The 25,024-nt window shown below is 47.8% G+C and carries 26 protein-coding genes and 1 other annotated feature; of the genes, 21 read left to right on the top strand and 5 right to left on the bottom strand.

The genetic code is table 11. From position 1 onward, the window contains the following. Nucleotides 1–21: 21 nt before the first annotated feature. Nucleotides 22–1,299 (top strand): NAD(P)/FAD-dependent oxidoreductase, encoded by a 1,278-nt coding sequence (locus tag C1N59_RS07515; RefSeq protein ID WP_039338107.1) that lies wholly within the window; start codon nt 22–24, stop codon nt 1,297–1,299. Between the two features lie 46 nt (nt 1,300–1,345). On the opposite strand, the gene C1N59_RS07510 is transcribed toward C1N59_RS07515, so the two are convergent. Next, on the bottom strand, nt 1,346–2,173 hold the full coding sequence (locus C1N59_RS07510; protein ID WP_006119826.1) for an SDR family oxidoreductase: 828 nt from the start codon (nt 2,171–2,173) through the stop codon (nt 1,346–1,348). Nucleotides 2,174–2,351: 178 nt separating this feature from the next. Here C1N59_RS07510 and hisL point away from each other — a divergent pair, with 178 nt between their 5' ends. The 12 genes from hisL (at nt 2,352) to C1N59_RS07450 (ending at nt 12,405) form a co-directional block, all read left to right on the top strand. Next, nucleotides 2,352–2,399 (top strand): his operon leader peptide, encoded by a 48-nt coding sequence (gene hisL / locus C1N59_RS07505; RefSeq protein ID WP_100396937.1) that lies wholly within the window; start codon nt 2,352–2,354, stop codon nt 2,397–2,399. After that, nucleotides 2,375–2,495: a sequence feature (His leader region), on the top strand. It overlaps the preceding gene by 25 nt. Before the next feature lie 52 nt (nt 2,496–2,547). Next, nucleotides 2,548–3,447, top strand: a complete 900-nt coding sequence (gene hisG / locus C1N59_RS07500) for an ATP phosphoribosyltransferase (RefSeq protein WP_006119827.1) — start codon at nt 2,548–2,550, stop codon at nt 3,445–3,447. Between the two features lie 3 nt (nt 3,448–3,450). Next, a complete protein-coding gene (gene hisD / locus C1N59_RS07495; RefSeq protein ID WP_394550498.1) occupies nt 3,451–4,758 on the top strand; it encodes a histidinol dehydrogenase in 1,308 nt (435 codons plus the stop codon). Further along, nucleotides 4,755–5,825: a histidinol-phosphate transaminase gene (gene hisC / locus C1N59_RS07490; protein WP_039338110.1), complete on the top strand. Its 1,071-nt coding sequence runs from the start codon at nt 4,755–4,757 to the stop codon at nt 5,823–5,825. Before hisD ends, hisC begins: the two co-directional genes overlap by 4 nt. A 2-nt stretch (nt 5,826–5,827) precedes the next feature. After that, nucleotides 5,828–6,895: a bifunctional histidinol-phosphatase/imidazoleglycerol-phosphate dehydratase HisB gene (gene hisB / locus C1N59_RS07485; RefSeq protein WP_033740444.1), complete on the top strand. Its 1,068-nt coding sequence runs from the start codon at nt 5,828–5,830 to the stop codon at nt 6,893–6,895. Further along, a complete protein-coding gene (hisH, locus tag C1N59_RS07480) occupies nt 6,895–7,485 on the top strand; it encodes an imidazole glycerol phosphate synthase subunit HisH (RefSeq protein WP_006119831.1) in 591 nt (196 codons plus the stop codon). Before hisB ends, hisH begins: the two co-directional genes overlap by 1 nt. Further along, entirely contained in the window at nt 7,485–8,222 is a 738-nt protein-coding gene (gene hisA, locus C1N59_RS07475) for a 1-(5-phosphoribosyl)-5-[(5-phosphoribosylamino)methylideneamino]imidazole-4-carboxamide isomerase (protein ID WP_033740446.1), read from the top strand. The genes hisH and hisA overlap by 1 nt, the downstream gene beginning before the upstream one ends. Continuing rightward, nucleotides 8,204–8,980 (top strand): imidazole glycerol phosphate synthase subunit HisF, encoded by a 777-nt coding sequence (hisF, locus tag C1N59_RS07470; protein ID WP_006119833.1) that lies wholly within the window; start codon nt 8,204–8,206, stop codon nt 8,978–8,980. The genes hisA and hisF overlap by 19 nt, the downstream gene beginning before the upstream one ends. Next, nucleotides 8,974–9,585 carry a bifunctional phosphoribosyl-AMP cyclohydrolase/phosphoribosyl-ATP diphosphatase HisIE gene (gene hisIE / locus C1N59_RS07465; protein ID WP_006119834.1) on the top strand — a complete coding sequence of 204 codons (612 nt, stop codon included), beginning with the start codon at nt 8,974–8,976 and terminating at the stop codon, nt 9,583–9,585. Before hisF ends, hisIE begins: the two co-directional genes overlap by 7 nt. 73 nt (nt 9,586–9,658) lie before the next feature. Beyond that, entirely contained in the window at nt 9,659–10,135 is a 477-nt protein-coding gene (locus tag C1N59_RS07460) for a YbaK/prolyl-tRNA synthetase associated domain-containing protein (protein ID WP_006119835.1), read from the top strand. Nucleotides 10,136–10,202: 67 nt separating this feature from the next. After that, nucleotides 10,203–11,000, top strand: a complete 798-nt coding sequence (locus C1N59_RS07455) for an ABC transporter substrate-binding protein (protein ID WP_033740450.1) — start codon at nt 10,203–10,205, stop codon at nt 10,998–11,000. A gap of 106 nt (nt 11,001–11,106) precedes the next feature. Then, nucleotides 11,107–12,405 (top strand): succinylglutamate desuccinylase/aspartoacylase family protein, encoded by a 1,299-nt coding sequence (locus C1N59_RS07450; RefSeq protein WP_394550497.1) that lies wholly within the window; start codon nt 11,107–11,109, stop codon nt 12,403–12,405. Between the two features lie 47 nt (nt 12,406–12,452). Here C1N59_RS07450 and gndA read toward each other — a convergent pair whose 3' ends face one another. Continuing rightward, nucleotides 12,453–13,862 carry an NADP-dependent phosphogluconate dehydrogenase gene (gene gndA / locus C1N59_RS07445; protein WP_162286462.1) on the bottom strand — a complete coding sequence of 470 codons (1,410 nt, stop codon included), beginning with the start codon at nt 13,860–13,862 and terminating at the stop codon, nt 12,453–12,455. 672 nt (nt 13,863–14,534) lie between these two features. On the opposite strand from gndA, the gene C1N59_RS07440 reads away from it, so the two are divergent. Genes C1N59_RS07440 through C1N59_RS07410 form a run of 7 tightly spaced genes read left to right on the top strand, consistent with a single transcriptional unit; the run spans nt 14,535 to nt 20,340 of the window. After that, nucleotides 14,535–15,323: a hypothetical protein gene (locus C1N59_RS07440; RefSeq protein WP_205952047.1), complete on the top strand. Its 789-nt coding sequence runs from the start codon at nt 14,535–14,537 to the stop codon at nt 15,321–15,323. Next, nucleotides 15,320–15,694, top strand: a complete 375-nt coding sequence (locus C1N59_RS07435; RefSeq protein WP_205950509.1) for an HAD family hydrolase — start codon at nt 15,320–15,322, stop codon at nt 15,692–15,694. Before C1N59_RS07440 ends, C1N59_RS07435 begins: the two co-directional genes overlap by 4 nt. Continuing rightward, a complete protein-coding gene (locus tag C1N59_RS07430; RefSeq protein ID WP_394550496.1) occupies nt 15,691–17,232 on the top strand; it encodes a protein kinase family protein in 1,542 nt (513 codons plus the stop codon). Before C1N59_RS07435 ends, C1N59_RS07430 begins: the two co-directional genes overlap by 4 nt. Beyond that, entirely contained in the window at nt 17,229–17,933 is a 705-nt protein-coding gene (locus C1N59_RS07425) for a glycosyltransferase family 2 protein (protein ID WP_394550495.1), read from the top strand. Before C1N59_RS07430 ends, C1N59_RS07425 begins: the two co-directional genes overlap by 4 nt. Beyond that, the gene (locus tag C1N59_RS07420) at nt 17,926–18,726 is read left to right on the top strand and encodes an ABC transporter permease (RefSeq protein ID WP_205952050.1); all 801 of its coding nucleotides are present in this window, start codon (nt 17,926–17,928) and stop codon (nt 18,724–18,726) included. Before C1N59_RS07425 ends, C1N59_RS07420 begins: the two co-directional genes overlap by 8 nt. 2 nt (nt 18,727–18,728) lie before the next feature. Then, a complete protein-coding gene (locus tag C1N59_RS07415) occupies nt 18,729–19,484 on the top strand; it encodes an ABC transporter ATP-binding protein (RefSeq protein WP_394550494.1) in 756 nt (251 codons plus the stop codon). A gap of 19 nt (nt 19,485–19,503) precedes the next feature. Then, a complete protein-coding gene (locus tag C1N59_RS07410; protein WP_394550493.1) occupies nt 19,504–20,340 on the top strand; it encodes a glycosyltransferase in 837 nt (278 codons plus the stop codon). On the opposite strand, the gene C1N59_RS07405 is transcribed toward C1N59_RS07410, so the two are convergent. Beyond that, entirely contained in the window at nt 20,337–21,365 is a 1,029-nt protein-coding gene (locus C1N59_RS07405; RefSeq protein ID WP_394550492.1) for a WavE lipopolysaccharide synthesis family protein, read from the bottom strand. The genes C1N59_RS07410 and C1N59_RS07405 overlap by 4 nt on opposite strands. Before the next feature lie 319 nt (nt 21,366–21,684). On the opposite strand from C1N59_RS07405, the gene C1N59_RS07400 reads away from it, so the two are divergent. Beyond that, nucleotides 21,685–22,677: a hypothetical protein gene (locus C1N59_RS07400; RefSeq protein WP_394550491.1), complete on the top strand. Its 993-nt coding sequence runs from the start codon at nt 21,685–21,687 to the stop codon at nt 22,675–22,677. Nucleotides 22,678–22,878: 201 nt separating this feature from the next. On the opposite strand, the gene galE is transcribed toward C1N59_RS07400, so the two are convergent. Together galE and galF are read right to left on the bottom strand one after the other, a co-directional pair. Then, on the bottom strand, nt 22,879–23,892 hold the full coding sequence (gene galE / locus C1N59_RS07395; RefSeq protein WP_394550490.1) for a UDP-glucose 4-epimerase GalE: 1,014 nt from the start codon (nt 23,890–23,892) through the stop codon (nt 22,879–22,881). Between the two features lie 49 nt (nt 23,893–23,941). Further along, nucleotides 23,942–24,838 carry a UTP--glucose-1-phosphate uridylyltransferase GalF gene (gene galF / locus C1N59_RS07390; RefSeq protein ID WP_006119858.1) on the bottom strand — a complete coding sequence of 299 codons (897 nt, stop codon included), beginning with the start codon at nt 24,836–24,838 and terminating at the stop codon, nt 23,942–23,944. Nucleotides 24,839–25,024 lie beyond the last annotated feature (186 nt).

Here is a 25,024-nt window from a genome sequence, read left to right as displayed (position 1 = left end):
ACGTTCGCCAAGGAGCTTGATATGAATTACGTAGAAAACTACTACACCTCCACACGGAACCCCCATGCGCCCTGGCCGGTGCTGCAGGAAAGCATCCAGTGTGACGTTTGCATTATTGGTGCCGGTTTTACGGGCTTATCGGCCGGCCTGTTTTTAACCGAAGCGGGTTACGATGTGGTGCTGCTTGAAGCGGCTCGTGTTGGTTATGGTGCCAGTGGCCGCAATGGCGGCCAGGCCGTGAACTCCTACAGCCGCGACGTGGATGTGATTGAACAACGCTACGGCAAAGACAGCGCAAAAATGCTGGGCAGTATGATGTTTGAAGGCGGTGATATTATTCGTGATCGTATCGACCGTTACGCGATCGCCTGCGATTACCGCCCGGGCGGTATCTTCGCCGCGTTTAACCGCCGTCAGATGGCGCACCTGGCCAGTCAAAAAGCCGCCTGGCAGCGTTACGGTAACGACCAGCTTGAACTGCTAGATGAGCGCGGCATTCGTCGCGAGATCGGCTCAGAGCGCTATGTAGGTGGGCTGCTCGACAAACGCGGCGCACATCTGCATCCGCTGAATCTGGCGCTTGGAGAAGCCGAAGCCATTCGTCGCCACGGCGGTCGTATCTATGAACAGTCCGCCGCGTTAAGCGTCAGCTACGGTTCACCTAATCGGGTAAAAACGGCACAGGGAGAAGTCAGCGCCACGTTTCTGATTTTTGCCGGCAATGCTTATCTGCCTTCCGAACTCGAACCGCGCCTGAGTCGCAAAAGCATGCCGTGCGGCTCGCAAATCATTGCCACCGAACCGCTGTCCCGTGACCGGGCATTAGCGCTGTTACCCAACAACTATTCGGTAGAAGATTCCAATTATCTGCTGGACTATTTCCGCCTGACCGCCGACAACCGGCTGCTCTATGGTGGCGGTGTGGTTTATGGGGCGCGCGAGCCTGGCGATGTGATCACGATGATCCGGCCTAAAATGCTACGCACCTTTCCGCAGTTGCAGGACGTGAAGATTGATTTCGCCTGGAGCGGAAATTTTCTGCTGACGCTGTCGCGCATGCCACAGTTTGGTCGGCTGGAAAACAACGTCTACTTTATGCAGGGCGACAGCGGCCACGGCGTGACCTGCACGCACCTTTCCGGCAAGCTGATAAGCGAAGTGTTACGTGGGGATGCTGAGCGCTTTGATGCCTTCGCGAAGCTTCCGCATCTGCCCTTCCCTGGCGGACGGCGATTTAAAGTGCCGCTGACGGCCATGGGTGCCGCCTGGTATGCCTTACGCGACCGACTCGGCGTGTGATCAGGAACAGAACACGACGCTTTCCCCGCTAAGGGGAAAGCCACACTCACTCCAGCGGCATTTTCTGCGGATCGTCGTAGCGGTATTCAAAGCCCAGCTCGTGACAGATACGCGCGCCGTCAATCAACTTACCGCTGTCGTCGTGCGTCTGCGGTTCAAAGGTGGGCGGCGTCATGCCCAGCTGGCGCGACACACAGGGATAGAAATGGGCGCGGGACGGATGTTTCAACGCACACAGGTTGAACGTCCTGCCGCCTTTTGGCGTTTGCAGCAGCAGCATAATCGCCTCCACCACATCATCCAGATGCACCAGATTCACCCCGTGCGATCCATTGGGTAAATCCTGTTTGCCGGCCAGGAAGCGACCGGGATGCCGTTTCGGGCCCACCAGCCCGGCCAGACGCAATACATCGACGCTGGTGCCGGGTAAGTCGTGCAGCCAGTTTTCCAGGTCCACCAGCGTTTTGCCTGCCGTGGTTTCTGGTTGAAGCGGGCTTTTCTCCGTTTTGATACCGGCGCTGCCGCCATAGACGGAGGTGGAACTGGTAAAGATGATCCGTGGGACATTGCGCGCCAGCGCGGTATCCACCACGTTTTGTACTGCCTGCACATAGGCGTCGCCGCCCTCTGCCGTGCGGCTGGCGGGCAGGGTGACAACCAGCGCATTCACGTCAAACAGCGCCTCCAGGTCCTCGGCCTCACAGACCAGTTCGGGCGTCAGTTCAAGTTGAAACGCATCGATGCCACAGCGACGGGCCGCCTCTACGCCATCCGGCGTGGTTTTACTGCCGGTCACCTGCCAGCCTCGCGCGGTCAGCGCCATCGCAAGCGGCATGCCCAGCCAGCCGAGTCCTACAATTGCGACCTTTTTCATATTGTCTCCTGCTGCGAACGTCAAGATTCAGCCATCTTAAGCTGCCCCTGAGTTGCAAACCAGTGCAAAGTGTTTCTGTGCTTTGCGAAGAACAACATTAAAAAAGAGTTGCCAATTTCAACTATCTTCGTTAGGTTAATTCCACACAAATGAATAACTTTTCATTATCGAGAATTTTATGACACGCGTTCAGTTCAACCATCATCACCACCATCACCCTGACTAGTCTTTCAGGCGATGTGTGCTGGAAGACGTCTAGGATCTTCCAGTGGTGCGAACGCAAGAGAACCCCCGGAAGATCGTCTTCCGGGGGTTTTTTTATGGGCTGACGCAAAATACGCATTCAGGACAGGTTAATTAAGGGGACAGGAACAATGTTAGACAATAGCCGTTTACGCATAGCTATGCAGAAATCAGGTCGGTTGAGCGATGATTCACGCGAGCTGCTGGCGCGCTGCGGGATCAAAATCAATCTTCAGCAACAGCGTCTGATCGCCTTCGCTGAAAATATGCCTATTGATATTCTGCGCGTGCGCGATGACGATATTCCGGGCCTGGTGATGGACGGCGTAGTCGACCTGGGCATTATCGGCGAAAACGTGCTGGAAGAAGAGTTACTGACGCGCCGCGCACAGGGGGAAGATCCTCGCTACTTCACGCTGCGTCGCCTCGACTTTGGCGGCTGTCGTCTGTCACTGGCCATGCCGGTCGATGACGCGTACACCGGCCCGCAGTGCCTGAACAATGCCCGCATCGCCACCTCCTATCCTCACCTGTTAAAACAGTATCTCGACAAGCAAGGTATCGCCTTTAAATCCTGTCTGCTGAACGGCTCGGTCGAAGTGGCGCCGCGTGCCGGCCTGGCCGATGCGATCTGCGATCTGGTCTCCACCGGTGCCACGCTGGAAGCGAACGGTCTGCGTGAAGTGGAAGTCATCTATCGTTCTAAAGCCGTGCTGATTCAGCGCGACGGCGACATGCCCGCGGCCAAGCAGGAGCTGATCGATAAAATGATGACCCGTATTCAGGGCGTGATTAAAGCACGTGAATCCAAATACATCATGTTGCATGCACCGAGCGAGCGTCTGGAAGAAGTCATCAGCCTGCTGCCGGGTGCCGAGCGTCCAACCGTGTTACCGCTGGCGGGCGATGTGAGCCGTGTGGCAATGCACATGGTGAGCAGCGAAACGCTGTTCTGGGAAACCATGGAAAAACTCAAAGCGCTGGGTGCCAGTTCGATTCTGGTGCTGCCAATCGAAAAAATGCTGGAGTAAACGATGAGCAAAATCATGACACCCGTGAACTGGCAGGCGTGCAGCGCAGAGGCGCAACAGGCGCTGCTGGCACGCCCGGCGCTGTCTGCCTCTGACAGCATCAGTCAGATTGTGCGTGACGTTCTGGCGCGCGTGAAAAGCGAAGGCGACGCAGCTCTGCGCGATTTTAGCGCGCGCTTTGACAAGGTTGAGCTGACGGATTTTCGCGTGACCGCTGAGCAGATGCAGGCTGCCAGCGATCGTCTCAGTGATGAACTCAAACAGGCAATGGCGGTGGCGGTCGCCAATATCGAGACTTTCCACCGTGCGCAGATTCTGCCAGCTGTGGATATCGAAACCCAGCCGGGCGTGCGTTGCCAGCAGGTGACGCGCCCGATGCAATCGGTCGGCCTCTATATTCCCGGGGGGTCCGCCCCGCTGTTTTCCACCGTATTGATGCTGGCGACACCGGCACGTATTGCCGGATGCGGCCGCGTGGTGCTGTGCTCACCGCCGCCGATTGCCGACGAGATTCTCTATGCGGCCCAGCTGTGTGGCGTAGAAGAAGTATTTCAGGTGGGCGGTGCGCAGGCCATTGCCGCCCTGGCCTTCGGCACCGAGACCGTGCCGAAAGTGGCTAAAATTTTCGGACCGGGCAACGCCTGGGTCACCGAAGCCAAACGTCAGGTCAGCCAGTGCCTCGATGGCGCGGCTATCGATATGCCCGCGGGCCCGTCAGAAGTGCTGGTGATCGCCGACGACGGTGCCACGCCCGCGTTCGTGGCGTCCGACCTGTTGTCTCAGGCGGAACACGGGCCGGATTCTCAGGTGATTCTGCTGACGCCTTCACAGGGACTGGCTGAGCGCGTGGCTGACGCTGTCGAACAACAGCTGGCGCAGCTGCCGCGTGCCGCCACGGCCCGTAAGGCGCTGGAAAGCAGCCGCCTGATCGTGGCCCGCGATTTGCAACAGTGTGTGGCGATTTCCAACCGCTATGGTCCGGAGCACCTGATTCTGCAAACCCGCACGCCGCGCGACCTGGTTGAGCAAATCACCAGCGCAGGCTCCGTGTTCCTGGGCGACTGGTCGCCCGAGTCTGCAGGCGATTATGCCTCCGGCACGAACCATGTGCTGCCGACCTATGGTTATACCGCGACCTGCTCCAGCCTGGGGCTGGCCGACTTCCAGAAACGTATGACGGTACAGGAACTGACGCCGCAGGGCTTTATGGATCTCGCCGCCACCATTGAAACCCTGGCCGCCGCGGAGCAACTGGATGCCCACAAAAATGCCGTCACGTTGCGCGTCAGCGCGCTCAAGGAGCAAGCATGAGTCAGGATATTGAAAAACTGGCCCGCGCCAATGTGCGTGCGCTGACGCCTTATCAGTCGGCGCGTCGTCTGGGCGGCAACGGTGATGTCTGGCTGAATGCTAACGAGTTTCCGCTGCCGGTGCCCTTTGAGCTGTCGCAGCAAACCCTGAACCGCTACCCGGAGTGCCAGCCGAAGCAGGTAATCACCCGCTATGCGGCTTACGCGGGCCTGTCTCCTGAGCAGGTGCTGGTCAGCCGCGGCGCAGATGAAGGCATTGAGCTATTGATGCGGGCGTTCTGTGAGCCCGGCAAAGACGCGATTCTGTTCTGCCCACCGACGTACGGTATGTACAGCGTCAGCGCGGAAACCATCGGCATTGAGTACCGTACCGTGCCGGCACGTGAAGACTGGCAGTTGAACCTGCCCGCGATTGCCGAACAGCTCGACGGTGTGAAAGTCGTTTATATGTGCAGCCCGAACAACCCCACGGGCAACCTGATTGATCAGGACGCTATCCGTCAGCTACTGGCGATGACCGCCGGCAAAGCGCTGGTCGTCGCGGATGAAGCCTATATTGAATTTTGTCCACAGGCGACGCTGGCGGGCTGGTTGCGCGAATATCCGCACCTGGTCATTCTGCGCACCCTGTCGAAAGCCTTCGCGCTGGCCGGTCTGCGCTGCGGATTTACGCTGGCGAATAAACCGGTTATCGACCTGCTGATGAAGGTGATTGCGCCCTATCCGCTGGCGACACCGGTGGCCGACGTGGCGGGCCAGGCACTGAGCGACGAAGGGATTGCCTTAATGCGCCAGCACGTCGATGAGCTGAATGCCAACCGTAGCTGGTTGTTTGAACAGTTGCCGCAAATTCGCGTCGTGGAGCAGGTCTTCCCCAGCGAAACCAACTATATTTTGGTGCGCTTTACCGATTCACCAAAGGTGTTTAAAACCTTGTGGGATCAGGGCATTATTTTGCGTGACCAAAACAAGAACCCCGGCCTCGCAGGTTGTCTGCGCATCTCGGTGGGAACCCGCACCGAGTGCGAACGCCTGATCGCCGCGCTGCAAGCCTTATCTCTGGAGTAAGCATGAGTCAGAAGACCCTTTTTATTGACCGCGATGGCACGATTATCTCCGAACCGCCGCAGGACTTTCAGGTGGATCGGATGGACAAGCTGGCGTTTGAACCGGACGTCGTGCCTGCACTGCTGGCGCTGCAGGACGCAGGCTATCAGCTGGTGATGATTACCAATCAGGACGGTCTGGGCACGGACAGTTTTCCACAGGCGGACTTCGATGGCCCACACACGCTGATGATGCAGATTTTGTCATCGCAGGGCATTCGTTTTAGCGATGTGCTGATTTGTCCCCATAAGCCTGAAGACCACTGCGCGTGCCGTAAGCCGAAAACCCAGATGGTTGAGGCCTGGCTGGCTGAAGGCGCCCTTGATACGGCCAACAGCTATGTGATTGGCGATCGCCAGACCGATATTCAGCTGGCGGAAAATATGGGGATTCAGGGCATTCGCTATGGCGCAGAAGGTCAGGACTGGAAAGCGATTCAGCAGCAGCTGACGCAGCGCGACCGCTACGCGCTGGTCCAACGCAACACCAAAGAAACCCAGGTCCGCGTGGAACTGTGGCTGGACCGCGAAGGCGGCAGTAAGATCAACACTGGCGTCGGCTTCTTTGATCATATGCTGGACCAGATTGCCGTGCACGGCGGCTTCCGTATGAACATCGACGTCAACGGTGACCTGTATATTGACGATCACCACACGGTAGAAGATACCGGTCTGGCATTGGGCGAAGCGCTGCTGAAAGCGTTGGGCGATAAGCGCGGCATTGGCCGTTTTGGCTTTGTGCTGCCGATGGATGAGTGCCTGGCGCGCTGTGCGCTGGATATCTCTGGTCGTCCACATATCGAATTTAAAGCGGAATTCAGCTATCAGCGCGTTGGCGATCTGAGCACCGAGATGGTCGAGCACTTCTTCCGTTCCCTGTCCTACGCCATGATGAGCACCCTGCACCTGAAAACCAAAGGGAAAAACGATCATCACCGTGTGGAAAGTTTATTCAAAGCCTTTGGCCGGACCTTACGTCAGGCGATTCGCGTTGAGGGAAATACCCTGCCGAGCTCTAAAGGAGTGCTGTAATGAACGTGGTGATCCTGGATACAGGCTGTGCCAACCTGTCGTCGGTAAAGTGGGCCGTTGAACGTCTGGGCTATACGCCAGAGGTCAGTCGCCATCCGGATGTCGTCCTGCGCGCCGATAAGTTGTTTCTGCCCGGCGTTGGCACCGCGCAGGCGGCCATGAACCAACTGCAGGAGCGTGAGCTGATTGAGCTGGTCAAGGCCTGTACGCAGCCGGTGCTGGGTATTTGCCTGGGCATGCAGCTGCTGGGCAGCCACAGCGAGGAGAATGGCGGTGTGCCCACGCTGGGCATTATCGACCAGCCCGTGTCACTGATGGATACACAGGGTTTGCCGTTACCGCACATGGGCTGGAACCAGATCACCGCTCAGGCCGGTAATCATCTGTTCCGCGGCATTGATGAAGGCAGCTACTTCTACTTCGTACACAGCTTTGCGATGCCCGTAAATGCCAGCACCATTGCGCAGTGTCACTATGGTCAGGCGTTCACGGCCGCGGTACAGAAAGATAACTTCTTTGGCGTGCAGTTCCACCCGGAACGCTCTGGCAAAGTCGGCGCGCAGTTGCTGAAAAACTTCCTGGAGATGTAATGATTATCCCCGCATTAGATTTAATTGATGGCAAGGTTGTGCGCCTGCATCAGGGTGATTATGCCCGTCAGCGCGATTACGGCAGCGATCCGTTACCCCGCTTACAGGATTACGCACGCCAGGGCGCAACGGTACTGCACCTTGTGGATTTAACCGGTGCTAAAGATCCGGCGAAACGCCAGATTACCTTACTGAAAAGCCTGCTTAACGGCGTGGATGCGGTGGTCCAGGTTGGCGGCGGCATTCGCAGTCGGGAAGACGTTAAAGCGTTACTGGACGCGGGTGCCAGCCGTGTGGTGGTAGGGTCGACCGCCGTCAAACAGCCCGAGGAAGTGAAAGCCTGGTTTACCGAGTTTGGCCCGGACGCGATTGTGCTGGCGCTGGACGTTCGTATTGATGCGACCAACCGCAAAGAGGTGGCGATTAGCGGCTGGCAGGAAGCTGCGGGCGTTACGCTCGAAGAGGTCATTGAACAGTTCCAGCCTGTCGGGCTGAAGCATGTTCTGTGCACCGACATTTCCCGTGATGGTACGCTCAGCGGGTCGAACGTGGATCTGTATAAAGAAGTGACCGCACGCTTTCCGCAGATTGCGTTTCAGTCCTCAGGCGGTATTGGTGAACTCAGTGACGTTGCCGCCCTTCGCGGCAGCGGTGTTCAGGGCGTGATCGTCGGACGTGCGCTACTGGAAGGCAAATTTACAGTTTCGGAGGCCATAGCATGCTGGCAAAACGGATAATTCCTTGTCTCGATGTGCGTGACGGTCAGGTGGTAAAAGGCGTTCAGTTTCGTAACCACGAAATTATTGGCGACATCGTGCCGCTGGCGCAGCGCTATGCGCAAGAAGGTGCGGACGAGCTGGTGTTTTACGATATCACCGCTTCATCGGACGACCGCGTAGTGGATAAAAGCTGGGTTGCGCGCGTTGCCGAAGTCATCGACATTCCGTTCTGCGTGGCAGGCGGCATCAAAACCCCGGAAGACGCCGCGCGGATTCTGGAGTTTGGTGCGGACAAAATTTCCATTAACTCCCCTGCGCTGGCCGATCCTTCATTGATCACCCGCCTGGCCGACCGCTTTGGCGTCCAGTGCATCGTGGTCGGTATTGATACCTGGTTTGATGACGCCAGCGGGAAGTACCATGTTAATCAGTATACCGGCGACGAATCCCGCACCCGCGTGACCCAGTGGGAAACGCTGGACTGGGTGCAGGAAGTGCAGAAACGGGGCGCAGGCGAGATTGTCCTCAACATGATGAACCAGGACGGCGTGCGCAACGGTTATGACCTGGTGCAGTTGAAGAAGGTACGTGATGTCTGCAAGGTACCGCTGATCGCCTCTGGCGGTGCGGGTACCATGACTCACTTCCTTGAAGCCTTTGAGCAGGCCAATGTCGATGGCGCGCTGGCGGCGTCGGTTTTTCACAAACAAATTATTAATATCGGCGAGCTGAAACGCTTTCTGATCGACAACGGTGTGGAGATTCGTGCGTGTTAACTGAACAACAACTGGCCCGGTTAGACTGGGAAAAAACCCAAGGCATGATGCCGGTCATCGTCCAGCACTCTGTTTCTGGTGAAGTTCTGATGCACGGTTATATGAATCAGGCGGCGCTGGAAAAAACGCTGCAGGACGGCAACGTGACGTTCTTTTCACGCACCAAAAACCGTCTGTGGACCAAAGGCGAGACCTCAGGACACTTTCTACAGGTCGTGAGCATCACACCTGACTGCGACAACGACACGTTGCTGGTGCTGGCCAACCCGATTGGCCCCACCTGCCATCTGGGCACCTCCAGCTGCTTCTCCCCTGCTGCGCCTGACTGGACGTTCCTCTATCAGTTGGAACAACTGCTGGCGTCTCGTAAGCAGGCCGACCCGGAAAGCTCTTACACCGCCAGACTCTATGCCAGCGGCACCAAACGGATTGCGCAGAAGGTCGGTGAAGAAGGCGTGGAAACCGCGCTGGCTGCCACGGTGAACGATCGTGAGGAACTGACGAACGAAGCATCCGATCTGATCTATCACCTGCTGGTACTGCTGCAGGATCAGGATCTGGATCTCAGCACCATCATCAATAACCTGCGCGCCCGTCATAAGTGACAGACTGCGTTACGGCTGCTCGACGGTTTGCTGAGCAGCCTTTCCCGTCCATTTGACCTGTAAGGATTTTACCGTGACTACGCATGAAAAACTCATTGCTCTGCTCGACCAGCATCGCGCGCGTTACCGCCTGATGCAGCATGAGGCAACCGGCAAATGTGAAGCCGTTGCCAAAATTCGCGGCACGGCAGTCGGACAGGGCGCAAAGGCGCTGGTGTGTCATGTGAAAGGCAATGGCGTCAAACAACATGTTCTGGCGGTACTGCCTGCGGATCAGCAGGCCGATCTCAGTAAAGTCGCCTCAGCCGTAGGCGGACGCCGGGCATCCCTTGCCTCGCCCGCAGAGGTCGATGTGCTGACCGGCTGCGTATTTGGTGCGATTCCCCCGTTCAGCTTTCATCCTGATTTAACTGTGGTGGTCGACCCGCTGCTGTTTGAGCGCTATGACGAGATTGCCTTTAACGCCGGCGTACTCGACCAGTCTGTCGTACTGAATACCCAGGATTACCGTGGCCTTTGCCAGGCTAACATTGTGAAAATCATCCTCTAATTGCCATCATCCCGGGTGAAAGGTACTCTGCGTAATACACTATTACGACAACAGAAGACCGAAAACGATGGCAATCACTTCTCTGAAAACCCGTTTACACAAAGCGTTAGCGCTGGCCCTCCTGGCTGGCTGCGCGTTTGGCGCCCAGGCGAAAATTGAGCAGGTTCGCTTCGCTGTTGATCCCACCTATCCCCCTTTTGAATCCAAAACGCCGCAGGGGAAGCTGGTCGGCTTTGATATCGATTTAGGTAACGCGCTGTGCGCGCAGATGCAGGCCAAATGTGTCTGGGTGGAGAGCCAGTTCGACGGGATGATTCCGGCGCTTAAAGCGCGTAAATTCGACGCCATTCTGTCTGATATGGGCATCACCGAAGAGCGACTGAAGCAAATCGACTTTACCGTGCCGCTGTACGATACGCACACCCAGCTTATCGCGCGTAAGGGGTCGGGCCTGTTGCCCACCCCGGAATCGCTGAAAGGCAAAACCGTAGGCGTAGAACAAGGCACTGTGCAGGAGCGTTATGCCCGGGCAAAATGGCAACCTTTTGGCGTGACGGTCGTGCCCTATGGCGATCAGGCGCAGGTTGAAAGTGATCTGGTGGCCGGGCGCCTTGATGCGGTCTTTACCGATGCGGCTCAGGCGGCAAACGGTTTTCTCAAACAACCTCAGGGCAGCGCGTTTGAACTGGCCGGGCCGATTGTGAAAGACCCGATCATCGGGCCGGGCACGGCGATTGGCCTGCGTAAAGGCGATACCGAACTGAAAACTGCGCTGGATGATGCCTTCGCTGCCATTAAGAAAAATGGCACCTTTGACAAACTGCAAAAGAAATATTTCGCCACGGATATTTCCATTCAACCGTAACGTCAGGGCAGGCTTTTTCCCCCTCCTCCGCCTGCATGACTATACTCAATGATTTTATGGGCGGCATTTGTCCGCCCCTGAACCGACAAAAGGACATTAACACGGTATGTACCAACAACATCACCCTTTGTTAAGCGCCTCTCTCGGCACCCAGCGTGAAATTATCAGTTTTCATTTTGGCGATGATCACAGTCGCCAGGTCTATATTCAGGCTTCCTTACATGGCGACGAGATCCCGGGGATGGCGGTGGCCTGGTATCTTAAGCCGCGTTTACAGGCGCTGGAATCTGCCGGACGACTCAAAGCTTTTTTCTCCCTGATACCGGTATCCAATCCGCTGGCCCTGAGCCAACACTGGCACGGTACACATCTGGGACGCTTCCACGCACAGTCCGGCCAGGATTTTAACCGCAAATTCCCGTCTCTGGGGGCGCTTCTGGCGGGGGAACTGGCCGAGACGCTGACCCAGAATGAGAGTCAGAACCGGCAGCTGATTCGTGATGCGATTGACCGTTACTACCGTGACACAATCGCCAAAACTGAACTGGAAGCCCAGCGTTATACGCTGATGCGCATGGCCAGTCAGGCCGATCTGATGATTGATTTGCATTGTGACTGGGAGGCGGTTCCACACCTTTACACCACGCCACATGCATGGCCGGATATCGAACCCTTAGCACGCTGGCTGGGCAGTGAAGTGCAGCTACTGGCACAGATCTCGGGGGGGGAGCCCTTTGACGAAGCCTGCTGTGAACCCTGGCTGACGCTGGCTGAAAAATTTGGTGAAACATTCCCGATGCCGCGCGGCCTGCTACCGGTAACGCTGGAGCTACGTGGCGTACGTGATGTCTCGCCTGAACAGGCTGAACAGGACGCAGATGCGATCATTAACGCGTTGCAGGAATCCGGCTATATCTCCGCGGCCGATACGTCCGTGTCCGTTGAAGTCGCTGCGCCGGTGATTGGCGGTGATGAGCTGGTGTCGGTGGTGAGCGGCGGCGAGGATGTGGTCGGTGTGGATGAGAGCGGCACCGGACTGGGTGCGCCTGGTGTAGCGCAGGCCGCAGAAGAAGGCAATATTATCAAGCAGCGACACACTGAAGGCACGTCGGCTTTAATGCCGCCGCTTAAAAATCCCCCGACGCCGCTGGCGGGTTGTGAATATGTTCACTCACCGGTATCGGGCCTAATCCTGTATCGCAAACCGCTAGGCGCGCGAATCCGTCCAGGAGAAGTGGTTGCGGAGATTGTTGATCCTGTCACCGACCACATCACGCCGCTGGTCGCAGAATTTGGAGGCGTGCTATACGCGCGGCACTGGGCCAGATTTGCGACGGCAGGCATGCTGGTGTTAAGGCTGGCGGGCGATAAGGCGGTGAGGAGTGGGGAGTTGTTAGTCGGTTAAAAAAAGGCTTCCCTTGGGAAGCCTTTAAACATTTTAAAATCGGGTGATTAGTCTAACCACTCAGTATGGAACACACCGTCTTTATCAATACGCTTGTAAGTATGTGCGCCGAAGTAGTCACGCTGTGCCTGAATCAGGTTAGCGGGCAGCACTTCTGAACGATAGCTATCGTAGTAAGCGATCGCCGCAGAGAATGTCGGTGTAGGAATACCGTTCTGAATCGCATAAGACACCACATCACGCAGTGCCTGCTGATACTGATCCGCGATATCTTTGAAGTACGGTGCCAGCAGCAGGTTAGCAATACCCGCATCTGCTGCGTAAGCATCAGTAATTTTCTGCAGGAACTGGGCACGGATGATACAGCCGGCACGGAAAATCTTAGCGATTTCTCCGTAATGCAGATCCCAGTTATTCTCTTCGGACGCAGCACGCAGTTGTGAGAACCCCTGCGCGTAAGAAACAATCTTGCCCAGATAGAGCGCGCGGCGTACTTTCTCAACGAATTCAGCTTTATCGCCGGTAAAGGCTTTTGCCTGCGGGCCACTCAGCACTTTTGACGCGGCAACACGTTGTGATTTCAGCGATGACAGATAGCGGGCAAACACCGATTCGGTGATAAGGGATAACGGCTCGCCCAGGTCCAGAGAGCTCTGGCTGGTCCATTTACCGGTGCCTTTGTTAGCGGCTTCATCAAGGATGACATCAACCAGGTAATGTCCGTCTTCATCTTTTTTGGTGAAGATATCTTTGGTGATATCGATGAGATAGCTGCTCAGTTCACCATTGTTCCAGTCAGTAAAAGTTGCGGCCAACTCTTCGTTATTCAGACCCAGTGCACCTTTCAGCAGCGCATAAGCTTCGGCAATAAGCTGCATGTCGCCATATTCGATACCGTTGTGGACCATCTTAACATAGTGACCCGCACCGTCCGGACCGATGTATGTCACGCAAGCCTCGCCATCTTCAGCACGAGCGGCAATTTTATCCAGGATAGGTGCAACCAGCTCATAGGCTTCTTTCTGGCCACCAGGCATGATAGATGGACCTTTCAGAGCGCCCTCCTCACCACCGGAAACGCCGGTACCGATAAAGTTAAAGCCCTGATCAGAAAGTTCTTTGTTGCGACGAATGGTATCTTTGTAGAAGGTATTACCACCATCGATCAGGATATCGCCTTTATCAAGATGCGGGGTGAGTGAGGCGATAGTCTTGTCAGTCGCTTCACCTGCCTGAACCATCAGCAGAATGCGGCGTGGTTTTTCCAGCGAATCGACAAACTCTTCAACGGTGTAGAACGGCGCAAGCTTCTTACCCGGATTCTCAGCGATCACTTCATCGGTCTTCTCGCGTGAGCGGTTGAAGACAGAAACGGTGTAACCGCGGCTCTCAATGTTTAAAGCCAGGTTGCGGCCCATGACTGCCATACCGACAACACCGATTTGTTGCTTGGACATTTTTTACTCCTGTCTGAAGGGTCACATCACACACAACTGTGTATGAACAAAAGTGAGAGACATGTTAACTCACTCTGGATCAAAAGAGGTAGTGATTGATGCTATTAGGAAAACAGCGAAGGCTATTAAAAATCCATAAATTTATGGACTTAAGAGTCAGTTAAGCGCTTAAGAGTCCGAACAAGGATAAGATTGTTCATCACTCAGGTACTGACAGTTGCACGAATATGAGAGTATGTAAAAATAACCATATAAATAGTATATAAAAAAACCAACTAGCGTTGGTGGAGTTGGTGAATTTATGCGGAAAAGCGTATAGTTATGGAGATTTAGCATAAAACGTGAAACATAGCGAACCGTGAGAATGATGCCTGCATTACAGAAATTTCTTACTACTTTTCATTCAGATTTATGCGTATAAATTGCTTTATGATTGCTTAGCAAGCGTTTCAACACATTGTTTTTAAATGAATTTAAACACAAATGGCATGCGCTGTTTGTAAAAAAGCCCTGAAACTGCAGCCAAAGCTTTTGTTGTAGTTAAGCTTATGAAAAAACTTGAAGACTTCAATGTAGTGCACTGGTAGCTGTAAAGCCTGGGGCGGTAGCGTGGCTTAAAAAAACCATTAAAATCAGTGAGCTACAGCGACACCAAATCAAACGGTCACCCTAATGCCTGATACGTATGATCATCTCTTTCTCATTCCAATGAAAGACGTAGATATTGAATTGATAAATAAAGTGAGTGATGAATATTGTGAAAAGTCAAGAAGATTAAGCTTTCTTATTAGTTTACCTAACAAAAAAAGTGCTGATTTTTGCAGATCTTTTTTTGACAAAAAAGAAAACGTGCTCATTATTCATCCAGAGACGCAACTTAACAGAACTGCTCACTGGAAGTTTTTGGTCGATAACGCAACAAGAAACTTTAACTTCAAAACATTTTCGTTTTACTTCTGTGGGGATGATTTGTTACTTGAAAACTTCCCTTCGCTGGAAATGGATAGTGATTTATATATAAATGACTATTTCATCAATAGTTGGGAGAGTTTAAAAGAAAATGCTTCAGCTAAAGAATTAAACATTAAAGCCGCTGAGCAGGTTATAAAAACTAATTTTATAAAAGGAAAACCACTCCTTGCGCCTCTACAAAAAATAATATTTTCTAAAAAAACCATCCATAAGATATATTTCAAAGAAAAGTACGGTTATGTAAGTGATCAACTAATGATTTATAGCTTATTGGAGTTGGGTTTTACAATTAAATTCATCAAATCCCCCTTTTATAAATTGAATGAAACAAAAAGAGCATACTTAAACACACTCAGTGTATTTGAGATCATCAAGCAGCAAGTATACTTATATAGAAAAATAAAATGCTATATTGGTATTCCAATGATTATACTCAGGACCATTGTTAAATTCTGCATAATTGACAACTTAAAGAAACACATACCATGAAAAAACTGATTGTTGACATTGATATGACCCTGACCAAAGGTAAAGGTGAAAATGGATATGAAGATGCCATTGTTAACCGAGACTTGCTGGAAAAAATAAAAGAATACAAAGAGCTGGGTTTTACTATAGTGTTAAACACAAGTAGAAATATGAATTCGTTTAACAATAATGTGGGGCTCATCAATAAGAACACCTTACCGGTTATTATTAAATGGTTAGAAGAAAATGAGATACCATACGACGAAATCTATGTCGGAAAACCATGGTGCGGCCATGAAGGCTTTTACATAGATGACAAGGCTATTCGCCCAAGTGAATTCATTAATATGTCTTATGATGAGATTATTGAGCTGTTAAGGAAAGAAAAATGATTATCATATTGTCAGCTCAGTACGTTGATCAGGATTTACGTGCCGAGTTTGGACAGCTACCCCCTGCATTTCTACCTGTAGGGAATAAAAGACTTTACACTTACCAAATAAAACACATTCGTGATGAAAATAAAAATGAGAAGATATTTTTAACACTACCTAAAAGTTTTAATATGTCTTCATGGGATGAAAAGGTTCTATCAGAATTATCTGTGGAAATAATTCGTATTGATGAAACTTTTTCTCTTGGCCAAAGCATCGCTTTTAGCCTGGCTTCGAGTTGTAGTGCCGAAGATGAGCACGTTGTTATTTATTACGGTGATACTTTATTACGTTCACCTTTAAACATCGATGAAAATAACAAAGATGTTATATTTACTGCACACTCAGACTTCAATTATTCATGGATGGTCATGAATAATGCGTTTGAAAGTAATGAATCCGTATTTTGCGGTATTTTAGCAATATCTAAACCGCAACTGCTAATCCGCAACTTAATAAGTTCAAAATTTGAACTCGCCGAAAGTTTGGTGAAATATCACGAGACAACACCTTTTAGCCAACAATATCGAGAAGATTGGCTCGACTTCGGCCATCTCAATACTTTTTATGATTCTAAGACAATTGTTTCAACAGCAAGAGCGTTCAATGAATTAACTATAAACAAGTATTATGTAGAAAAACGCTCGGTTAAGAAAGAAAAGCTTCAAGCAGAAGCGAACTGGTTTAGTAATATCCCAGAAGAAATGGCTTATTATGCTCCAATGCTGATAAGTCATGGGGATGAAGATGAAGTTTATAAATATAAGCTTGAATATCTTTATTCTCCTACTCTCACCGAATTATTTGTTTATGGTAATCATCCAAAAGCTATCTGGGCGCACATTATAACGTCCTGTTTTACTTTCATAGAAAAATGTTATGAAATCCCCGCAAGTTCTGTTGATGACGATTTCTATACATCATTAGTATCAAAGAATGAGAGTCGTCTTGAAGAATTTACCAAAGATAATCCTCGCTACAACAAAATAATACAAGACGCTGAAGGAAATAAGTTTGAGCTTAAACAGATGCTTCATGAGATGCATGATCTAATTAGTAAAGAATCAAAAAGTACTTTCATCCATGGCGATTTTTGTTTCAGTAACATTCTGTATGATTTCAAGAAAAACGACATTAAAGTCATCGATCCCAGAGGAATAGACTTTAATGGACTATTAAGTATCTATGGTGACATTCGTTATGACCTTGCTAAAATATTACACTCAGCAATTGGTAAATACGATTATATAATTTCTGACAGGTTTATCGTTAATGATGATGGTTTAACACTTAAATTGACCATTCCTGATAGCAGCGCCGATCTTAGCGATTTAGTAAGAAAACAATTCGAAAAATCAGCTTTTTCTTATAAAGAGATTCTCGCAATTACGACAACATTGTTTCTATCAATGTTACCTTTACACTATGACAGGCCGGATCGGCAGTCAGCGTTTGTAGCAACGGCTATAAATCTTTATAAGGAAGTAAAAAAATGATTATTATTCCTATGGCTGGCCTCAGCAGCCGTTTTTTTAAAGCAGGCTATACTCAACCTAAGTACAAGCTTGAAGCTCATGGAAAAACTCTTTTCGAATGGTCAGTCAAAACATTTGAAGATTATTACGATTCCGAAAAATTTATATTTATTTGTCGCGATGTTTACGACACCCCCTCCTTTGTGGCTTCTGAAATTGATAAAATAGGCATCAAAGATTTTGAAATCGTGGTTCTGAGTTCCGAAACTCGCGGCCAGGCTGAAACGGTTTTTTTAAGCTTAGATAAAGTCCCTAATGATGTCCCATTTGTCGTTTTCAACATTGATACTTACGAAAAAGAGTTTAAATTTTTTGAGACTCAAAACGATGCTTATTTGGAAGTTTTTAAAGGTGAAGGTGAACATTGGTCTTTTGCCCTACCAGATGGCAACACATCAAAAGTTGTGAAAACAACAGAAAAAGTGCGTATTTCAGATTTGTGTTCAAATGGAGTATATGGATTTAAGAATAAAGAGATTTACATCAATGCTTACATCGAAATGCAACGAGAAAGTAGAGGTGAACTGTATATAGCGCCGATGTTTAACTTTATTATTGATAAAAAAATGAGCGTTCATTATAAATTAACGTCCATTGAGAAACATATCTTTATGGGTACACCGGCAGAATACACTGATTTTTTGGGCACAGATAATGTTTAAACTGGCGTTAAAAGATATATTTGATGGATTTAAGAAATATCAGTTTTGGAGCTATATGGCTTGGCAAGAAATTGTCATCCGTTATCGCAGAAGTATTTTGGGTCCATTCTGGATCACTGCAAGTACAGCCATATATGTTGTTTCAATATCAACAGTATTTTCAACACTATTTAATCAAGATATAAAGCATTATTTGCTTTATATGTCACTTGGTATTCTGGTTTGGAATTACATTAACCAAACCATTATTGAATCAGCAGATTCTTTTATTGCCTGCGCCGGATTTATAAAGCAAATCAAAATTGAAAGAAGCGTCTTTATATATCAATCTGTTGCGCGAAACTTCTACTTCTTCCTTCATAATGCCATTATACTGGTCATATGCTTAATTTTTTTTGATAGTACACTGACTTTTTATACTGTTGGTAAGGCATTGTTTGGATTATGTATTCTAACGTTTAATATTTTCTTTATGTCTTTAACACTGGCATGTATTTGCACACGATTCATGGACCTACGCCAAATAGTTGCATCTATCCTGCAAATTGGTTTTTTAGTTACTCCTGTTATGTGGATACCGACTGAGTCAATGCGAACTAAAGCATATCTTTTAGAATGGAATCCTATTTATCATTTCATTGATTTTATAAGGTACTCATTGCTACCTGCTAATTTTCCTCCGGCAGTTATGCACCCTAGCATCAAATATATATTGGTTTTTACAATAATTAATGTGATTGTCAGCCTTTATACTTTCAGCTGTTCTCGCAAGAAAATTTCTTACTGGGTTTAATTATGTCTTCTTATTTGAAACTTGACAATGTTGCCGTCAGCTATCCAATCTTTGACGTCAAATCACGTTCTCTTAAAGCAAACTTTGTAAGACTGACCACTGGAGGCGTTATTTCATCAAACTCCAGACAAGTCACCGTTGACGCTTTAAAAAATATCAATTTGACATTAGAACATGGTGACCGATTAGCCTTGATAGGCCACAATGGTGCAGGAAAATCGACTCTACTTAAAACAATGGCAGGAATTTATGAGCCTACGCAGGGTGCAATAGAAAGCAAGGGGAGCATTGCTAGCTTACTCGATATTAATTTGGGTGTTAATCCCGAGTCTTCAGGACGTGAAAACATATATTCCCGTGGAATGCTTTTAGGCATGTCCAAACGCCAAATAAATGAAACAATCGATGAGATAATTGATTTTACAGATTTAGCAGACTTTATTGATCTCCCAGTAAGAACTTATTCATCGGGTATGTCAGTACGTCTTGCATTTGCCATATCGACAGCTGTGAAACCAGATATTTTGTTACTAGACGAAGTCATCGGAGCAGGCGATGCTAATTTCATGGATAAAGCACGTAAACGCATCTTAAATCTGATTGAATCCGTCGGTATATTAGTGTTTTCTTCACACTCTGAAGCTGATGTTAAATCCTTTTGTACAAAAGGGGTCGTCTTAGATGCTGGAAAGATTGTATTCAGCGGCTCAGTTGATGATGCTTACACTTTTTATGCACAATCGCGTGTAATAAGCTAATTAAGATAAGCGCAATTTAATGATACATCGTAATTTTGTTGAGGCAGATGCTGCTGTAATAATATCAGTTTACTATAAAGATAAACCTTTTCAGCTTTATTGCAGCCTCTGGAGTTTAGTAAATCAAACAGCTGACCGCTTTGTTGTCCTGATTTTTATTGACGGCAATATATCTAAAGAATTAAAACTAGTGGTGAATTTCTTTTCAGAAAATCATAATTTTATTAAAGTCATTAATTCTGATATTAACAGAGGATTGGCAATCTCACTCAATGAATCAATTGATTTCTTGCTTCACAACCATCCTAATATAGAATTTTTTTTTAGGATGGATGCTGATGACATTTGCGTATTAGAAAGAATTGATTTACAAAGATCTTTTCTCATCAAGAATGAAAATATTGATGTTTTAGGTGGGAGCTGCAAAGAATTTGGTATTTATTATAAGACTATAAAAAAGTTTGGTTCCGATTTTAAAATAAAGCATAACATTATAAAAATTACTCCCTTTATTCATCCTACAGTCGTTTTTAGAAAAAGAGTTTTTGTAAAAGGTGAACGCTATCCGGTTCAGACACACCTTTCGGAGGATTTAGCATTTTGGCTTAACCTTGCTATTTCAGGTTATATTTTTCACAATATACCTGACATTGTTTTATTTTACAGACTAAACAACGCAACATTGCACCGCAGAACGGGGATAAAGAAGGCGTATTCGGAAATGTTGTACCGAATTCATTATATAAGACACACAAAAAATAGCATATTGCGAAATATCACATATAGTCTTGCGCATTTCGCAATAAGGATAATGCCAGTCGCTTTATCTAAAATAATTTACAGAATACTCCGTTAGGAAATCAATTTTTTTAGCCATTCTTTAAACCTTAATGGCATGTTTCTAATTAAAATTTGCACAATGTTATTGTTTAATAAAGTCATGAGATAAATAAATTTATTTTTACTTATCCCTTTAGATTCATAATGATTGTGAATTGTAATGTTAGAATGTAATTTTTTAAGTAACTCTATAGACTCATATGTAGAGTAGCATTGCGTGTTAAAGTAACTTCTTGCGCTTTCAAATTTAGATACACGAAGACCGATATCATCTGGATGTGCAATAATAAAATGCTCCGGAAAAACACGTTCGAATTCATCAATAATTTCTTTTGAACAGTCATTATGATACCTTATAGGGAATTTATCTTCTTTCCTATATATATAGTGTAGTGCCAACCATTGCTCAACAGCGTATTTTGACCTAAAAGCCTTTTCATTTTTATTACTTCCTACACTATGAAAATGATTTTCATACCAAACCGAATACAAGAAAGGATATTCTGGAGCAGAATAATAATCTAAAATATCTTTTTTATATCCGAACTGAAACATATCACCAATATGAAAAGGCATCCTTTCGCTGTATCTTGGATTTATTGAAAACACACTCGAAGTTATAATCCTTTTATTATTAACTCCAGAAATTTGAGGGATTTTATTTATCAAAGACCAAAGTGATAGTATATTGTCATTGACAATAATTTGATCGGTGCGTAATTTCATTACTAATGAGTTGGATGCAGCTTTAATACCAGAATAGGAGCAAGCAATTTGCTTATTAATATTATTATTAATAATAGCTGAATTTAACGTCTGAGGAAATTTTAGTGATGGCAACTCACCCTCATTTTTACATAATATGACCTTGTCAAAGTAGTTACTTTTATTGCAAGACTCTGCTAATGAAGTATCATTCGTAGATAAAATGATTTCTGGATTGTCAAAACAGCCCCTCAGCATGCTAACTGTATATTTAATATCAAATTCACTATATTGTGTACCAGCAATAACTACACTTATTTTTGGTGTTAAATTCATACGATTTGCCTATAAACTTTAATTATAAAACTCGCTATCTCATGCTTAACTATGTATATAATTAGCTTATCTTACACTTTTTATATTTAGTTGTCATATGAATACTAACCCACTGCACATTAGATAATTGAAAACATACCACGCATAGCTATTTCAGGCATCTTTTGGATGCTAAGGAAATAAACAAGTTTAAAATAATTTTTTACTGGAAAATTTAGGTGCAACCCTTATTAAATAACTGAACCATTTCAAACAAAGTGTTTAATAATTTAAACACTGAGATAAGATTAGATTTTTAACTTTATAGACAGGAAATAAAATGGACAAAGATCAAAAGGTCGCAGTATTATTATATGGCTTCTTAAGGACTGCTGAAATAACTGCAGGATCATTACTTAACAATATAGTAGTCCCTAATAATGCTGACATTTTCTATTTTGGCCCTGACTCATCTGACAGCCCCTTAAAAATACATCAAGGTATTTTGGATAAGACTGGCTTCCTTAAAATCAATCCTAAAAATGATGCTCATGAGATCGCTGGAGGAGTTGCGACACGATTAGAAAATATTTACGGTAGTTACTTGACTTCTTATAAACTTCATGGCAAGAATTTTGAACATTTTAATAATGAAGCATCATTCATCGACAAAAACCAATGGCTTTTTAGTTTAAACCCTGCAAGATTTTTTAGTATGTTTTATAATATTCACGGCGTTTTCAAGTTAATGAAAGAGTTTGAATCCCAGAATAATTTTAAATACGATAAAGTCATAATCACTCGCCCTGATCTTTCATTTTACTCTAAATTTAATCTTAGAAACATTCGCGAAGGTTTTGTATATATCCCCTCAGGAGTTGACTTTTGTCAGCATACTGGCAACAGAAATTATGGATTGGCGAAAGTTCTTGCATACAGAAATCGTTCTACTGGAAAAATGATTCCTACAAACGTAGGTTTCAATGATCAGTTACTTGTATTTTCCAGAAATTCATCAGAACTTATTGAATCTTTTTTGCCAAACTTGAAAGATTATATAACTCAGAAAGTTCCGCTGACACCCGAAACGCTTCTGTATTTTCATTTAGTTGCATGTGGAGGACTTAAGGTCAAATATACCGATGACTGGCCTTACGAAATTGTAAGATCTGATGCAGAAACTATTACTACTGTAACTGATCTAATGATTCTTGATATCATAGACCGTTATCATCCCATAGTTCAGGCTCGCATCAAGAAAAGACCAATAAAGTATTTTTTAAAGTTCGGTCGCATGCGAATAAGAGCACTAAAAAACAAATATTTTAACTAATCTATACATTTATTATTAGTAATAATAACCCCTTCTACTTGTTTTATTTTAAGACTGTCTTACTTATTCTTCCTCAATCGTGATCTATGTTCTAAAAATAAAATTTTATATAGAATAATGAATGAAAGCATTAAAATAGGATTTAATGTAAACAACCCCAGAAATTTAAAAACCCCGCATTTTTGCGGGTTTTTTTAAAAATCACTTAAACCCTTCCGGGTTCTTCGACTGCCAGTTCCACGTATCGCGCATCATCGCGTCAATCCCCCGCGTCACCCGCCAGTCCAGTTCACGGTTCGCCAGCGACGCATCCGCCCAGAACGCCGGCAGATCGCCATCGCGACGTGGTTTGATTTCATACGGAATCGGTTTGCCCGAGGCTTTTTCGAAGGCTTTGATCATCTCCAGTACGGAGAAGCCTTTGCCACCACCCAGGTTGTAGGCTTTATAACCTTCAATTTTGTCCAGATGATCCAGCGCTTTAAGGTGGCCTTCCGCAAGGTCAACGACATGAATGTAGTCACGCAGGCAGGTGCCGTCTGGCGTATCATAGTCACCGCCAAACACACCGAGCTTATCCAGACGACCGATAGCGACCTGGGCAATGTAGGGCAGCAGGTTGTTTGGAATGCCTGACGGATCTTCACCGATCTCACCCGATTCATGCGCGCCAACCGGATTGAAGTAGCGAAGCGCAATGGTTTTGAACTTCGGCTCGGCTTTGGCAAAATCACGGATAATGAATTCGACCATCAGCTTGGAGGTGCCGTACGGGCTGGTCGTCCCCCCAATTGGGGTAGTTTCAACGTAAGGTACCGGCGCGTTAGCGCCGTAAACGGTGGCAGAGGAACTGAAAATGAAGTTCCAGACGCCAGCGTTACGCATTTCTTCCAGCAGAACAACGGTACCGGCAACGTTATTTTCGTAATATTCCAGCGGCATACGCATGGATTCACCCACCGCTTTAAGTGCGGCGAAGTGAATCACGGCAGAAATACGGTGAGAGGCAAACAGGTCGCGCAGGCAGGCGCGGTCAAGGACATCACCTTCAATAAAGGTGGCTTTCTTGCCGGCGAGTTTCTCAACACGGTTAATCGCCTCACGCGAGGCATTGCACAGATTATCCAGGACGACGACGTCGTCACCGCGCTCCAGCAGCGCCAGTACGGTATGAGAGCCGATGTAACCCGCGCCGCCTGTAACCAAAATTGCCATCTCAACTTCTCCCTTTCTGCCGCGTTAACCGCGGCGAATTATACAGTGATTACTTCGCCAGAATATGCTTGATCGCTTCGCGGAAATCACGGCCCTGCGCATTGTTTCGTAAACCGTACGAGACAAATGCCTGCATGTAACCCAACTTGCGTCCACAGTCAAAGCTGTGCCCGGTCATCAGGGACACATCGACCGTTTTTTTCTTGCTCAGGCTGGCAATCGCATCCGTTAACTGAATACGTCCCCATGCGCCCGGTTCGGTGCGTTCCAGTTCTGGCCAGATATCGGCAGAGAGGACGTAGCGCCCTACCGCCGCCAGGTCTGAGTTTAACTCAGCCGGATGCTCTGGTTTCTCAACGAAGTTACTGATGGTGCTGACGTCGCCCGGGTTTTCCAGCGGTTGTTCCGTCGTGATCACCGAGTATTCTGACAGGTCATAATCGGTCAGATGCTTCGCCAGAACCTGGCTATGACCGGTCTCTTCAAAACGCGCCACCATGGCCGCCAGATTATAACGTAAATGGTCAGCGGTAGAATCGTCCAGCAGGACATCAGGCAGGACGACAACGAACGGGTTATCGCCGATCATCGGGCGGGCACAGAGGATGGAGTGTCCCAGACCCAGTGGCTGCGCCTGACGTACGTTCATGATGGTCACGCCTGGCGGACAAATTGACTGTACTTCACTCAACAACTGGCGCTTCACGCGCGCTTCAAGCAACGCTTCAAGTTCGTACGTTGTATCGAAGTGGTTTTCCACCGCATTTTTGGACGCATGGGTGACCAGCACAATCTCTTTAATACCTGCAGCTACGCACTCGTCAACGATGTACTGAATCATTGGCTTGTCCACAACAGGCAGCATCTCTTTCGGAATGGCTTTGGTCGCCGGAAGCATATGCATGCCGAGACCCGCAACCGGGATTACTGCTTTAAGCTTGGTCATATTTATTCCATCTAATGAAGTGAAGACATGCGTCAATTATGCCGGATGGACCGGAAAAGGAAGTATAATCTTTATCTGAAAAGCCCACACTAACTCGCTGTGAAATCTTACAAATTCGGGATTTTCCCTGGGTTTTCGCCGTTTGGAAATAAAGTGCAATCCCGCAGACAAGCGAGTCTCTGGCGG

It is taken from the genome of Pantoea sp. SGAir0183 (assembly GCF_043545505.1).
The sequence above is the reverse complement of the archived record's forward strand: the minus strand, read 5'-3'. Positions and strand labels throughout refer to the sequence as shown.